Annotated in this window: 11 protein-coding genes; 8 read left to right on the top strand and 3 right to left on the bottom strand. The window is 55.2% G+C overall.

Features of this window, described 5'->3' with window-relative positions; translation table 11 throughout:
* Positions 1-465: 465 nt before the first annotated feature.
* The 5 genes from VPK24_RS11140 (at position 466) to kdpC (ending at position 7,499) form a co-directional block, all read left to right on the top strand.
* Positions 466-2,247: an N-acetylmuramoyl-L-alanine amidase gene (locus VPK24_RS11140; RefSeq protein ID WP_393013243.1), complete on the top strand. Its 1,782-nt coding sequence runs from the start codon at positions 466-468 to the stop codon at positions 2,245-2,247.
* A 438-nt stretch (positions 2,248-2,685) separates the two neighbouring features.
* A complete protein-coding gene (gene kdpA, locus VPK24_RS11135) occupies positions 2,686-4,326 on the top strand; it encodes a potassium-transporting ATPase subunit KdpA (protein WP_393013249.1) in 1,641 nt (546 codons plus the stop codon).
* A gap of 153 nt (positions 4,327-4,479) precedes the next feature.
* Positions 4,480-6,570, top strand: coding sequence for a potassium-transporting ATPase subunit KdpB (kdpB, locus tag VPK24_RS11130; protein ID WP_393013240.1), 2,091 nt, complete (start codon positions 4,480-4,482; stop codon positions 6,568-6,570).
* A gap of 92 nt (positions 6,571-6,662) precedes the next feature.
* A complete protein-coding gene (gene kdpF / locus VPK24_RS11125; RefSeq protein WP_393013237.1) occupies positions 6,663-6,914 on the top strand; it encodes a K(+)-transporting ATPase subunit F in 252 nt (83 codons plus the stop codon).
* 3 nt (positions 6,915-6,917) lie between these two features.
* On the top strand, positions 6,918-7,499 hold the full coding sequence (gene kdpC, locus VPK24_RS11120) for a K(+)-transporting ATPase subunit C (protein WP_393013234.1): 582 nt from the start codon (positions 6,918-6,920) through the stop codon (positions 7,497-7,499).
* Between the two features lie 20 nt (positions 7,500-7,519).
* Here the strand turns inward: kdpC and VPK24_RS11115 are convergent, their stop codons facing one another.
* Complete coding sequence (locus tag VPK24_RS11115; protein WP_393013232.1) at positions 7,520-7,741, bottom strand: plasmid mobilization protein; 222 nt, start codon at positions 7,739-7,741, stop codon at positions 7,520-7,522.
* A 266-nt stretch (positions 7,742-8,007) separates the two neighbouring features.
* On the opposite strand from VPK24_RS11115, the gene VPK24_RS11110 reads away from it, so the two are divergent.
* Together VPK24_RS11110 and VPK24_RS11105 are read left to right on the top strand one after the other, a co-directional pair.
* Complete coding sequence (locus VPK24_RS11110) at positions 8,008-8,667, top strand: DNA-binding response regulator (RefSeq protein ID WP_393013229.1); 660 nt, start codon at positions 8,008-8,010, stop codon at positions 8,665-8,667.
* Between the two features lie 73 nt (positions 8,668-8,740).
* On the top strand, positions 8,741-10,090 hold the full coding sequence (locus VPK24_RS11105) for a hypothetical protein (protein ID WP_393013226.1): 1,350 nt from the start codon (positions 8,741-8,743) through the stop codon (positions 10,088-10,090).
* 15 nt (positions 10,091-10,105) lie between these two features.
* Here VPK24_RS11105 and VPK24_RS11100 read toward each other — a convergent pair whose 3' ends face one another.
* Positions 10,106-10,237 (bottom strand): hypothetical protein, encoded by a 132-nt coding sequence (locus VPK24_RS11100; protein ID WP_393013223.1) that lies wholly within the window; start codon positions 10,235-10,237, stop codon positions 10,106-10,108.
* A gap of 137 nt (positions 10,238-10,374) precedes the next feature.
* On the opposite strand from VPK24_RS11100, the gene VPK24_RS11095 reads away from it, so the two are divergent.
* Positions 10,375-11,925, top strand: a complete 1,551-nt coding sequence (locus tag VPK24_RS11095) for a M10 family metallopeptidase C-terminal domain-containing protein (RefSeq protein WP_393013220.1) — start codon at positions 10,375-10,377, stop codon at positions 11,923-11,925.
* Between the two features lie 37 nt (positions 11,926-11,962).
* Here the strand turns inward: VPK24_RS11095 and VPK24_RS11090 are convergent, their stop codons facing one another.
* Complete coding sequence (locus tag VPK24_RS11090) at positions 11,963-13,336, bottom strand: TldD/PmbA family protein (RefSeq protein ID WP_393013246.1); 1,374 nt, start codon at positions 13,334-13,336, stop codon at positions 11,963-11,965.
* Positions 13,337-13,345 lie beyond the last annotated feature (9 nt).

Here is a 13,345-nt window from a genome sequence, read left to right as displayed (position 1 = left end):
AGCAAGGACTATGAGTTGTATTCGGAGACGAGTGAAGGGATGATCTATGGCTGCTTAATGCATTTGATGGTGAGAAGATTGGCTGCTCTAGATGCTTAATAATTGATTTATAAATCAGCTCTAAGAGTAATCAACAGACCAGCTTAGAGAATGACAGGCATACTTGGCTTAATGTTGGTACTTCATGAGTGCAATCTTTAAAATCTTTAATCAATTCTCAGAGCTTGAATGCAAAGATTAATAAACGTATTGAATAAAGATTAGTAAATACATCAAATACTTGCTTGTCAATTTTCGGATCAATTTCATAGAATTGAATTGAAGCACACAAAGCAAGGCAATCAGAATTTGAATTTAAAAATCAAAATTATATATAAATATTTATTCTCATTTACTTGAAAAACAACATTCTTGTCCTAGTTCAACTTTGATTTTGAAGCTGACTCTGTTGGTGAGGTAAAAGCAATGTCTTTTTCTTGGTCTGATTATGTTAGTGCCATCACTACTACCGAGCAAATTCCGACTCGATATCGTAAATTGAAACTTGTTCAATTGGCCCAAGCCATTGTTGAATCAGGTCGAGGAACTAGCCAATTATTTCAAACAGCAGGCAATCCTGGAGGACTGAAATGGCGAGAAAATATTGATGGGAACTATGCAGAAAAAATCACGAAAAAAATATGGCTGAAAACAGCCACAGAGCCACAGGGGTGCGATTGGTGTCATTGGCAAACTGCGGAACATGCCGTCATGGGCTACTGGCGATTTATTGATCGCCCTAACTCTCCCTATCAAGGGTGGGAAGCCTATCACGACGATCCGGATGGATACTTGCAGCACCTCAAAGATAGGGGCTATGCCGAAGATTCAAGTTACGTCAACAAGGTTAAAAGTGTATTTCCGGAGGCTCAGAGTTTACTGAATTCAGGCTTGCCACCTCGAAAATTTAAAGTCGCCATCATGCCAGGTCATGGTGGTGGGGATTCTGGTGCTGTCAACAACGCATTGAAATTGTACGAGAAGGACTATAACTGGCAAGAAGCAATTGACATTAAGTCTGCTTTGGAAGCCACGGGGAATTATGAAGTCATTCTCTGTCGAGAACAGGAAGAAAAAGCTGCTCTCAGCACAATGCAGCAACGTGCTAACGACAGTCATGCAGATGTGTGCTTATGTCTGCATCACAATGCTGCCAATGGAAGTGCAAGGGGTTGGTGGCTATTTTATGTCAACCATGATCCTAAATTTGAGCAGTTTATTCAGATCATGAATAAACATTTCAAAACTTTACCCCTGCCTGCGCGGAATTCTCTCTATGCTGGTCAACCTTTTGAACAAGATTGGCATCGGCGAGTTTGGTCTTGCATTCATCAATGCACAATGCCAACAATTTTGTTTGAAAGCTGCTTCATTGACAATAATGCTGACGCTACATGGTTAAGGGATGGAGGGCATGGTCAAGTCGTTGAGAAGATTTGTGCAGGAGTCAAGGAATTTCTCAACAATCAAGCGGTTGTTGTCACTCCAGATAAAACAATCCCGCCAACCAGCAAGAATATTCAGGCCACGTCAGATACTTGGTTGAAAAAGGATTGCAGCAAAGAAGCCAGTGAATTGGATGACACAGGCAGGGCTTTTGTCCCTAAGGGCAAAACCTATCCCATTGAGCAGTTCCAAGAATTCAGCCTGGAGAGCGAATCAGGAGGCTATGCTCTGGTTGAATTGGGGTACGGAGCTGGAAAGTGGTACATCTTCCTAGAACATTGGAAATTATCTTGGACTCAATGTTCGCAGCCATCACATGCCTTCACGCTTCCAGAGGTTGCTGACATCAATTGGCATGATTGGTCATCTCCCGTTAGTCGTTATTTCAACGTTGGGGAAGTAACTTTATGTCAGTCCCGTCGCATTCCTACCGACTCAACTCATCGTCAAAACGTGGTTAACATTGCTCGGGAGTTGGATAAGGTTCGCGATTGGTGGGGATCAGCCTTACTCGTCAATTCTTGGTATCGCCCGAATGAGGTAGAGCGAGAAGTTGGCGGTACTGGTGCGAATCATCCGTATGGTTTTGCGGTTGATGTCCGTCCAGCACAAGGCTCCGTTTGGGACTTACAAGCACGGTTTGAGCGGGAATGGTACGACACTGGCAAATGGCAGGGGGGATTTGGCTGCGGTGCCAATATGGGGTTTATTCATCTGGATTTGAACCCCCGACGCGTTTGGAACTATAGAGAAGACCAGTAGTAAAGCAAAGTAAAACCGCTGTCTTCTTACTCTCTATCATGCCAATTCTTCACAGCTTGAGCTTGCATAAAAGAGCGACTATCACTCCTATTTCTGAGCGCAGCTCTTCATTAAGTTGGTTAGAGTGTGTTCGCAGATCAATTCGTGACTTCTTAAGTAGGATCGGTCAATCTTGGGCTAGCCTGACTTCTACTCACTCACCTTGAGAACATGTTCTAAGCCCCTTGTCTGGACGGCTGATTGGCGATTGGCAAGCGAATAGACCAAGGCAAGTTCTAAACGGTTGGTATAGATCAGCGATCGCCTAGGCCGGATGTTTAGACCGATCGATAGATGGCGGATTTGGGGCGATCGCCCGACGATTGAGAGGATTCCCTAGTGCCCGTGATTGGGTGAATGGGGGTCTGGTCTTTCGTCCGATCGAGCGATCGGGTCTTTATGCTATCGGGCTGGTTGCAAATTGTCCTGACGTTATTGATCGTGGGGGCGATCGCCCCGTTTTTAGGGCGCTACATGGCGCGGGCATTCCAAGGGCCGGACTGGCTGCCCGAACGCTGGCTATACCGGCAAATTCGCCACCGCACCGATGAGCCGATGACCGGCGGGCAATACCTGCGGGCGGTGTTGGCGAGTAACTTGGCGATCGCTCTGGTGGGGTTTGGTGGGTTTTGGTTGCAAGACCGCTTGCCCCTGAATCCGACCGGGTTGGGTGCGCCCAGTTGGGACTTGGCGGTGCATACGATCGCCTCATTCTTAACCAACACCGACCAGCAACATTACTCGGGCGAAACGGCGATCACCTACGGTTCCCAAGTGGGAATTCTGGGCTATTTGATGTTCTTCTCGGCGGCCACGGGGCTGGCGGTGGGGATCGCCTTCATTCGCGGCCTGAGCGGGCAACCCCTGGGCAATTTCTATCGGGATTTGACCCGATCGATCACGCGGGTGTTGTTGCCCCTGTCGATCCCGATCGCCCTGCTGTTGTTGCTAAATGGTGTGCCCGAAACCCTGGCCGGGCCAGCGATGGCGAGCACGTTGGAAGGGGCAACCCAGGCGATCGCCCGTGGCCCCGTGGCCCACTTTGAAGCGATTAAGCAACTGGGGGAAAACGGCGGCGGATTTTTTGCCATTAACTCTGCTCACCCCTTTGAAAATCCCAACAATTTCACCAACAGTTTAGAAATTGTGGCGATGTTGCTAATTCCCACGAGTTTGATTTTTACCTATGGGGAAATCAGCCAAAATCGGCGACAAGCTTGGTGGTTATTTGGCTTGGTGGGCAGCATTTTTGTGGGCTTAATTGCCCTCAGTGCGATCGCGGAATGGCAAGGCAACCCGACCCTGGCTCCTGGCCCCAACTTGGAAGGCAAAGAACAGCGCTTTGGTTGGGCCCAAACGGCCCTGTGGGCAGTGACCACCACGGCCACCATGTGCGGCGCTGTGAATGGAATGCATGATTCCCTGATGCCGGGGAGTGGTTTGGCCACCTTGCTGGGGTTGTTTTTGCAAATGGTTTGGGGTGGCCAAGGAACGGGCACGGCCTATCTGTATGTGTTCCTGATTTTGACGGTGTTTTTAACCGGGTTGATGGTGGGTCGCACGCCGGAATTCCTAGGCCGCAAAATCGAAAAGCGGGAAATCATTTTGGCTAGTGCCATCTTGCTAGTTCACCCGGTGTTTGTGTTGATTCCGGGGGCGATCGCCCTGGCCGTTCCGGAGCAATTGGCGGGCATTTCGAACCCTGGCTTCCACGGCGTTTCCCAGGTGATTTATGAATACGCCTCGGCGGCGGCCAACAATGGCTCGGGCTTTGAGGGCTTGGGTGACGGGACCCTGTGGTGGAACTTATCGGCAACGGTCAGCATTTTGGCGGGGCGCTACCTCCCGATCGCGGCGCTGTTGTTACTCGCCGACGGCATGGCCCAAAAACAACCGGCTCCGGCCACCTTGGGCACGCTCCGCACGGACACGTTTCTATTTACGGCGGTGACGGGCGTAACGATTTTGATTTTGGGCTTGTTGACCTTTTTCCCGGTGTTGGCCCTGGGGCCGATCGCCGAAGGATTCGCCCTGCGTTAGGGAATGTCACCAATCCCGTCGCCGTAGGGGTTGGGTCTCCCAACCCTGACCCGAGTTGGGCGGGGAGACCCCGCCCCCACAACCACCGGGAATGTCAGGGATCGTGGTGGAGCCGTTAATCCATTCAGCACTTTTGTTAGGAACCGTCTGTTTATGAACAGTCTTGCGAATAAGATGCGGCGCACTCCGGGCGGCCCCCGATCGCAACGTCGCCACACGCCCAAAGTCAGTCACCAAGGGTTATATGGCCGCGCCGTCCAGCAGGCCTTTTGGAAGCTGGGTCCGCGTCAGGCAGTGCATAACCCGGTGATGTTCGTGGTCTGGTTGGGCACGGTGGTGACGCTGCTGGTGACGATCTCCCCGGATTTGTTTGGCCCCGTGGCCGATCCGAATGCCCGGGCTGTGAACGGGGCGATCTCCCTGATTTTGTTGGCGACGGTTTGGTTTGCCAACTTGGCCGAGGCGATCGCCGAAGGTCGCGGCAAGGCCCAAGCCGATGCCCTGCGTGCCACCAAGGCGGACACGATCGCCCGGCGGTTGTTGCCCGATGGCAGCGAAGAAGACATATCTGCATCTCGGTTGCAACGGGGCGATCGGGTGCGGGTGATTGCCGGAGACATGATCCCCGCCGACGGGGAAGTATTGGCCGGAGTGGCTTCGGTGGATGAGTCGGCGATTACCGGCGAGTCGGCTCCGGTGCTGAAGGAGCCGGGATCGGACACGGCCAGCAGCGTCACGGGCGGCACGCGGATTGTGTCCGATGAGCTGACGATTCGCGTTACCGCCGATCCGGGGCAGGGGTTTATTGATCGAATGATTGCCCTGGTGGAAGGAGCCGAGCGGCGCAAAACCCCCAACGAAATCGCCCTGACGGTGTTGTTGGCGGTGTTGACCCAGGTGTTTTTGTTGGCGATCGCCACTTTGCCGCCCGTGGCTGCCTACGTGCAAAGTCCCGCCAGCATTGCGATTTTGATTGCCCTGTTGGTGGCGCTGATCCCCACCACGATCGGGGGGCTGTTGAGCGCGATCGGGATTGCCGGGATGGATCGGGTGGCCCAGTTCAACGTGATCGCCACCTCGGGCCGGGCCGTGGAAGCTTGCGGCGACATCAACACCCTGCTGCTGGACAAAACCGGCACGATTACCCTGGGCAACCGCCTGGCAGAACAGTTCATTCCCGTGGGTGGCCACCCGATCGACACCGTGGCCCGCGTGGCTTGGGCCGCCAGTTGGTTTGACCAAACCCCCGAGGGCAAGTCGATCGTCCGGCTGGCGGAAAAACTGAGCGATCGCCCCTATCCCACCCCCGAAGCGGCCACGGGCCTAGACTTTTCCGCCCGCACCCGGATGAGCGGCACGGATTTGCCCGATGGCACGGAATACCGCAAGGGCGCGGTGGACGCGATTAAGGGATTCGCCCGATCGCGCGGTGGCTCGATTCCCGCCGATTTGGATGCGGCCTTCGAGCAGGTGTCACGGCTGGGGGGCACACCCTTGGCAGTTTGCGAAAACAACCAAATCTACGGCGTGATCTATTTGAAGGACATGATCAAACCCGGCATCCGCGAGCGGTTTGACCAGCTCCGGCGGATGGGAATTCGCACCGTCATGCTCACGGGCGACAACCGGATCACCGCCGAAGTGATTGCCCGGGAAGCGGGGGTGGATGACTTCATCGCGGAAGCCACGCCCGAAGACAAAATCGCCGCCATTCAACGGGAGCAAGCCCAAGGCAAGCTGGTGGCCATGACCGGCGACGGCACGAACGACGCGCCCGCCCTGGCCCAAGCCAACGTGGGGGTAGCCATGAACTCCGGCACCCAGGCGGCCAAGGAAGCGGCGAACATGGTCGATCTCGACTCCGACCCCACGAAGTTGATCGACATCGTGACGATCGGGAAGCAACTGCTGATGACCCGGGGAGCCTTGACCACCTTCTCGATCGCCAACGACGTGGCCAAGTATTTCGCGATTATCCCGGCCCTGTTTGCCTCGATCGGGCTGGGGCCCCTGAACGTGATGGGCTTGACGAGTCCCAACTCAGCGGTGCTGTCCGCCTTGATCTACAACGCCCTAATCATCCCGGCGCTGGTGCCCTTGGCCCTGCGGGGGGTGGCGTTCCGGCCCCTGTCGGCCGATCGCCTCTTGCAGCGCAACATTCTGGTTTACGGCCTGGGCGGCACGATCGCCCCGTTCATCGCGATCAAGGCGATCGATCTGCTGGTCGGCCGCATGGTCGGTTGAGCCTGTCCCGTAGTCCCGTCGGTTGGGTTGAGCCACACGAAACCCAGCGCCCGCAAGCATTTGAGCTGTTATCCAGCCGGAGCCTAATGTCGATGAAAACCCTGTTGCACCATCCAGCACCGAACCGATCGCCTGATCGCCGCCTCACGCCTTGGGTGCGGTGGAGCCTGCGCTGGGGCCTGGCTTGGCTCGCCGCCCTCGCCGCGATCGCCCCGGCCACGGCCGCCACGGGCCAAGCCCCCCTCAACAATGGCCAACTGGGGGCGATCGCCCTGTTGGGACTGGCCACCATTGCCCTGTCGATTTATCTGTTCGTGGCGATTTTTCAACCGGAGCGGTTTTAGATCATGGACTTCCTACGCGAAATGGGGCGATCGCTGCGATTGTCGGCGGCCCTGTGGTTGTTGACGGCGGTGATTTACCCGGTGATTCTGTTGCTGGCGGGGGCGGCCCTGCCGTTCCAGGCCAATGGCAGCCTGATCACGACCGATCAAGGCCAGGTGGTCGGGTCAGCCCTGATTGGTCAGCCCTTCACGAGCGATCGCTACTTTTGGCCCCGCCCCAGCGCGATCGCCTACAGCACCGATCCCCAGGTGGCCAAAACCGGCATTTCTGGCGCAAGCAACCTGGCTCCCACCAACCCGGCCCTCGCAGAACGAATCGCCACCGAAAAACAGCGCCTCCAACAGGCCGGCATCGAACCCACAGGCGACTTGCTCTACAGTTCCGGTTCTGGTTTGGATCCGCATATCAGCCCCGCCAGCGCGATCGCCCAGCTCGATCGGGTGGCCCGCGCCCGCCAAGTCCCCCCCGACCAACTGCGGAGCCTGATTGACCAAGCTACCGATCGCCCCTTCCTGAACCTGTTTGGCGAGCCGGGGGTGAATGTGCTGAAGCTGAATCTCGCCCTCGATCGGCTCAATAGCTAACTAGTGAAGGGTTCGGGGAGCTATAAGTTCCGCGCTGTACCCGTAGGGTCAGCGCCGGGATGCATGGACTCCCCACACAAGATGACGGGACTCGATGTCCCTGAGTCGAGCAAATTCGGCAACCTTTTGATGTAGTCCCGAATCAACTCCGCGCTTGAGATTCCTTGCTCTTGTGCGTTTCGTTCCAGCTTTTCTAGCTCTTGTTTTGTCAGCCGAACTCGAAACACCTTGTCTCTTGCCATGCTTGTGGCCTCTTTGTGCTACAGTCATTGTATCAGTGAACCACTAGCCCAATTAACTCAAACCAACACGTCTTAGCAGCGTGGTGAACAGCGCAAACTCTGGGAACGGTTGTCTTCATATCCCCAACCCTGGAAACACTGGTGGTCTTGGCCAAGACCACCTTGGCCAAAATGGCCTACTGATTGATGAGTGAATCAACAGTTGTCTAAAGTTGTCTAAAGTTGTCTAATTCAGTGATTTGTCTAACTTATGGTGAATGAAAACGATGGAATCGCTTTTCAAATCGCCCCAAATTCTGATTATTGATGATCACGTATTGCTGCTAAAAGGCACAGTGGAAATTGTGCGCGATCGCTTTCCCGAAGCCACTATTCACACTGCCCAAACCGCCCAATTTGCCCTGGAACAGATGGCGCGATCGGTGCCCGATTTGGCGATCGCTGATTTGTCCATTCCGGCTCAACCCGGCGATGACCCTTTGATCGAAACGGGCTTGAACTTGCTACGGCAATTCATGCAGACCTATCCTGATCTCAACCTCACCATTCAAAGTAGTAATTTAAAAGCCTTGGTTCGTCTGCTCCCCGATCTGGATCAGCACCATGGCGGCTTAACGCTGGTTGATAAAGGTTCCAGCATTGACCTGTTGCTAACTCGAATTGAGTGGGCATTACAGGGCTTAACGCATACCAAAGACTTGCAAACGGATTTAGAGGTCAAACCCGAATGGCTAGAAGTGTTGCAATTAGCCTTTCAAGAGGGGTTACAGGACAAGGCGATCGCCGAAACCATGTGTAAATCGGAGCGGATGATTCGCCACTATTGGTCAAAAATTCAAGATGTCTTAGCGGTTTATCCAGAACCGGGTAAAAATATGCGATCGGTCACGCAAATTCGAGCCCGAGAAGCAGGACTCATTGACTAGATGACTGGATTCGTAGATCGCAATCGACTACAACTAAGCTATATCAATATTCAACCCAAAAAATTCATTAATCATGATTTTAGAACCCGATCGCGTGCTCATGCGGCATGTTGTCATGGCTACCTTGGCGGCTGCGGCGATCGGTGCGGCGATCACAACCGTTCTGCATCGCTGGGACGTGCAACCCCATTGGATGAATTTGATTGCTCCACCAGCTTTATCCACCTCCTGTTTGGGATTGTTGGTCTATCTTGCTCGCCAACCCCATCAACTACAACGGGTGATTCGTTGGGGGCTAATCAGCGGTATTTTCTGTGTGGTGCTGCCGAGCTGGGTGTTCACGATCGAAGCCTTTGGCTCGCCCAACGTGACGTTGGTCGGCACCTTACCCCCTATCACCTCAGCGCTATTTCTCTTAACCACGTTGATGCTGATTACCCTGCGGCCACACAATCTGCTGCGGTGGTCAGTGGTGTCATGGGTTGCGATCGCTGCCCCGATTCTGGGTTATTTAATAACTCATCCCAGCGAACTAATCAGTGCTCGCGGTTTGGACTTATTAATTTCTTTGGGGCCAGCGATGGCAGTCCAAATTATGTTGATTTTTTCCTATGGCAAATTGCAACGCATGGTGAGTTGTCTCTATGCCGAGCGATTTCATTATTACGATCAAATTATTGAGCGCCAAACGATTCGCCAAGATGCGATCGAGCAGGTCTTTCATCAAATTCATAACGGGCCATTGCAAAGCCTCACCCTCTTAATGCGTGAGATTCAACAAGAGGCGATTCCCACAACACAGTTGATGCAACGACTCGGGGAATTAAACACCGAAATTCGGGTGATCGGTCAAAACCTCAGCGATCGCGCTTGCTTTGATCGGGCTTTTAACCAGCCAGCCAGTCCATCCGCACCCCTCGAACCCACCATGGCTGACCATTGGTTGCGGTTGGGTGAAGGCAGCTTAATCGATCTCGATCGCCCCCTTCATTACCTTCTGTATGAAGTCTATAGTTTGACCCTCAAGCGCTCCTTACCCCACTTCAAAACCATCCGCGTTAAGGTACGAAACTTTAGCCCCTGTGAACCCGAACAGTTAACCCTTGAACTGAAACGGGATATTTGTTTGTGGCTCGAAGAAGCCCTTTGCAATGTGGGTAAACATGCCCAAGCAGCCACACGGATTTTAGTGATTGGGGAATGCCAAGGCGATCGCTATCACCTGAAAGTGCAAGACAACGGCCCCGGAATGACCTCATCCAAAATCCGCCAAGGGACGCAACAGGCCCAACGCCTCGCCGATCGCCTGCAAGGGGAATTTCGCCGCATGAATTTGCCGGAAGCCGGCTATTGTTGCGAGCTGGCTTGGCCCTTGGAGCGATCGCCGAGTTTGAGTTCAGATCCCGTGCGATCGCGCCCCTGACGGCAGATGGCCGGATCAGGCGATCGCGCGTTTTGTCCGGTTTGTCCGGTAATCAGTCCTCGGGAGTGAACTGCTGGTGCGGATGCCGCCCACCCATTCGTAGCGATCTTCGTAGCGATCTTTGTAACGATCGGTGACGGGCCCCATTGCCGAAAGGTGCAACGGGTCATGGCCGAAACCAGCGAACCAGATTGTCCGAAACGGCCAATGACAGAGGCAATCAACCTTTAGAGATTGGTAGAGACCAGCCCAGCGGCCTCACGCGGTCTCGATCCGCTCCGGTTATGACCCTCTCTGACATCGATCCTGGCAAACTCCTGGATGTGGCCATGGCCACGCCGGGCAATGATTCGTTTTCCTTTAGCAGCTTGCCCAGCGACCAAATTCGCATCCTCAGCAGTTCCGTGGGTAGCGATTTGGTGTTGCTGCTGGAGGGCAATGATTCGGTCACTGACGATGCCGCCGATCGCACCTACTGGGGCTTAGGCGGCGATGATCTGATCCTGGGCGGCGGGGGGAATGATTTTCTCTCCGGCAATCTTGGTAACGATCGCCTCTATGGCAACCAAGGCAACGACACCCTCTCGGGCGGTAAAGGCGAGGATTTGCTCTACGGCGGCCAAGGGGCGGATCTCTTAACCGGTGATTTGGGTAATGATCTGCTGTCCGGTGATGCGGGTGATGATGCGCTGGCCGGTGGGTTTGGCGAAGATACCCTGACCGGTGGTGCGGGTCGCGATATTTTCCTCTTGGGCAGTCCTTTGAACGGAGAAGGTGTCGATCGCGTCACTGACTTCCAAAAGGGAATTGACTTTTTTCAACTACCGAAATCCGTGGTGTTTAGCGACCTCAGCCTGACTGCTACAGCCAATGGTCAAGTGGCGATCGCCCTGGCGAGCACGGGTCAACAAATCGCCCTAGTTGACAATCTAAAACCCACGGATCTAACCGCTGGCAATTTCATTCAAGGCACCGACAGTTTAAAACCCGATCCTTTTGGGGAACAGACCTTTTTCACCTACGAAGCCTTTGTCAGTCCGCGCCAAGAACCAGGCGGTTTTTTTGAATCGAATGCTCGGGCCTATGGCCGATTGGACTTTGCGAAAAACTTCAGTTTTGCCAATGTGGATGTGCAAATGTCAGGGCTAGATCCTGCCAAGATCACCGCCTTCCATATTCACTGCGGCACGCCGGGAATTTTGGGACCGATCGTGGTGGATTTGGGTGAATATGGCGACTTCACCAAGACGATCGTGGATGGCAAATTCAAGGCCACGATCACCAACGAAAACATCACCTTTGTCAAAGGCTCGCCGATCGTGGTGGATGGAGTGTCAATCACGCCGACTATGCCCACCACCAGCGCGCCCGCTGCCCCAACCGCACCCAGTGCGCCCAGTTTGCCCAGCGCCCCCACCCTGCCCAGTGCGCCCAGTTTGCCCACCAGCGCGCCCCCAGCCCCCCCAGCTCCGACCGCCCCCCCAGCTCCGGCCGCTCCGCCCAGCGGGAATCGCTTGCTGCACAACGGCGTTGATCATGGTAGCCACGAACCAGCCGCGCCTGCCGCGCCCGCTGCGCCTGCCTGGCCCACGACCGCCCTCGCAACATTGCCAACCATCACCGCGCCGAGTGCCACCAGCTCACCGACCCTACCCAGTAACTTGCCGATTACCCTGCCCGAGGGTTGTCCGATCGAACTGGGTTTACCCGGCCAGGTGGTGACGGTGGCGGGCATCGACTATTTGGCCCGTAAGGGAGCGCTGTATTTCAACGTCCACACAGCCGAGCATTCGTTCTATGGCGAAATGCGCGGCCAAATCTACCCGGCTACCTAGCCGATCGATCGCTGGGCCGGAATGCTGCCTGGATGGCCTAATCGCCCGATCGCCCCGTAATCGACAGGCCATCCACCACGATCGAGGGTGTATAGCAAGAGCCGTTCCACTCTGCATCTCCCCCCAGCGCCACCACCTGCTTCAAGGCTGCATAGACATTGCCCGCCACCATGGTGTCCTTGACTCGGCCGACAATTTGCCCCTGCTCCACCCAAAAGCCCAGGTCAATATTTACGGAAAAGTCGCCGGAAATGCCTGCACCGCCGCCCAACATTTGGTCAATGATCAGGCCCGAGGGCAAATTGGCAATCAGTTGATCCAAACTGTCTTGGCCGGGGGTAATCACCATGTTGAACAGGCCGGGAGCTGGATAGCTGCCCAAGCCGGGCCGGAAACCGTTGCCGGTGGTGCCAATGCCTAGGCGGCGGCCGGTTTTGCGATCGGCGTAAAAACTTTGCAGCACCCCGTCTTTCACAAAATCAATGGCCCGGGTGGCCGTGCCTTCGTCATCAAAGGGGCAACTGTAGGGCCCCTCGTCGGGCTGCTGAGACAGGGTTACTCCCCCATCCAAGACCCGATCGCCCAGGCGGCTGCCTTCCAACTTGCCCGTTTGCCCACCCCAAGGCGAGGCTCCTTCGAGGGCTTGCTTGCCATTGAGGGCGGCTTGGATCGTTCCCCAAAGCATGTCGGCGGCTTTGGCCGTGAACAGGACGGGCAACCGGCCGGTGAGGGTGGCGGCGTTTTGCCGAGACCAATCAAGCCGCTGCACAACCTGTTGGGCGATCGCGATCGGGTCGAGTCGATCGCGCTGGGTTTGCCCATCGGCCACATATAAAAAGTCATCGCCACGCACCCACTCGGCGGACAGGTAACAGCCCAAGGTGGTGTCGCTGTAGCCACAGTCGAGGCCGCGGGAGTTCACCAATCGAGTGGTTTCCACATCCGCTTCCCACTCCGCAGAACAGAGCACATCGGGATGGCGATCGCGAATATGGGCGATCGCGCTTTTGCCCCACTCAATTAACTGTTCCACGGCGATCGCCTGGCCTAAGTCTGGGTAGTGGTCGGCGGCGGCGCTGTCAGCCAGTTCAATTTCTTCCGGGTCGTTCAGCGCACTGAGGGCGATCGCCCGTTCCACCAAGGCCTGGGCATCCACGGGCCCATAGGCCACCGCCAGGCCGGGCCGACCATTTTTCCAAAGCCGCAGGGCCGTGCCCGCGGCCTGGGCGCTTTCAATTTGCTTTAGGCGGTTTGCTTCAAAGGAAACCGGCCGCGATAGGGACTGAGATTGATAAACTTCAGCGGCTTCGGCACCGGCCCGCTGGGCTAAATCGAGTAATTGCTCCGGTTCGATCGCACCTGTGGCGATTCCGTTGGTTGCAGAAACTTCCGGCCACTCAGCAGCACCCATAGGGCAATT

The organism is Limnothrix redekei LRLZ20PSL1 (genome assembly GCF_043235035.1).
In the GTDB taxonomy this organism is placed as follows: domain Bacteria; phylum Cyanobacteriota; class Cyanobacteriia; order CACIAM-69d; family CACIAM-69d; genus CACIAM-69d.
Note: the sequence above shows the minus strand (reverse complement) of the source record. Positions and strands in the feature narration are given on the sequence as shown.

What these genes read in the sequence shown, in the direction of transcription:
- VPK24_RS11140 (WP_393013243.1), top strand. Translation starts at nt 466, where the DNA reads ATGTCTTTTTCTTGGTCTGATTATGTTAGTGCCATCACTACTACCGAG.
- kdpA (WP_393013249.1), top strand. Translation starts at nt 2,686, where the DNA reads ATGCTATCGGGCTGGTTGCAAATTGTCCTGACGTTATTGATCGTGGGG.
- kdpB (WP_393013240.1), top strand. Translation starts at nt 4,480, where the DNA reads ATGAACAGTCTTGCGAATAAGATGCGGCGCACTCCGGGCGGCCCCCGA.
- kdpF (WP_393013237.1), top strand. Translation starts at nt 6,663, where the DNA reads ATGAAAACCCTGTTGCACCATCCAGCACCGAACCGATCGCCTGATCGC.
- kdpC (WP_393013234.1), top strand. Translation starts at nt 6,918, where the DNA reads ATGGACTTCCTACGCGAAATGGGGCGATCGCTGCGATTGTCGGCGGCC.
- VPK24_RS11115 (WP_393013232.1), bottom strand. Translation starts at nt 7,741, where the DNA reads ATGGCAAGAGACAAGGTGTTTCGAGTTCGGCTGACAAAACAAGAGCTA.
- VPK24_RS11110 (WP_393013229.1), top strand. Translation starts at nt 8,008, where the DNA reads ATGGAATCGCTTTTCAAATCGCCCCAAATTCTGATTATTGATGATCAC.
- VPK24_RS11105 (WP_393013226.1), top strand. Translation starts at nt 8,741, where the DNA reads ATGATTTTAGAACCCGATCGCGTGCTCATGCGGCATGTTGTCATGGCT.
- VPK24_RS11100 (WP_393013223.1), bottom strand. Translation starts at nt 10,237, where the DNA reads ATGGGGCCCGTCACCGATCGTTACAAAGATCGCTACGAAGATCGCTAC.
- VPK24_RS11095 (WP_393013220.1), top strand. Translation starts at nt 10,375, where the DNA reads ATGACCCTCTCTGACATCGATCCTGGCAAACTCCTGGATGTGGCCATG.
- VPK24_RS11090 (WP_393013246.1), bottom strand. Translation starts at nt 13,336, where the DNA reads ATGGGTGCTGCTGAGTGGCCGGAAGTTTCTGCAACCAACGGAATCGCC.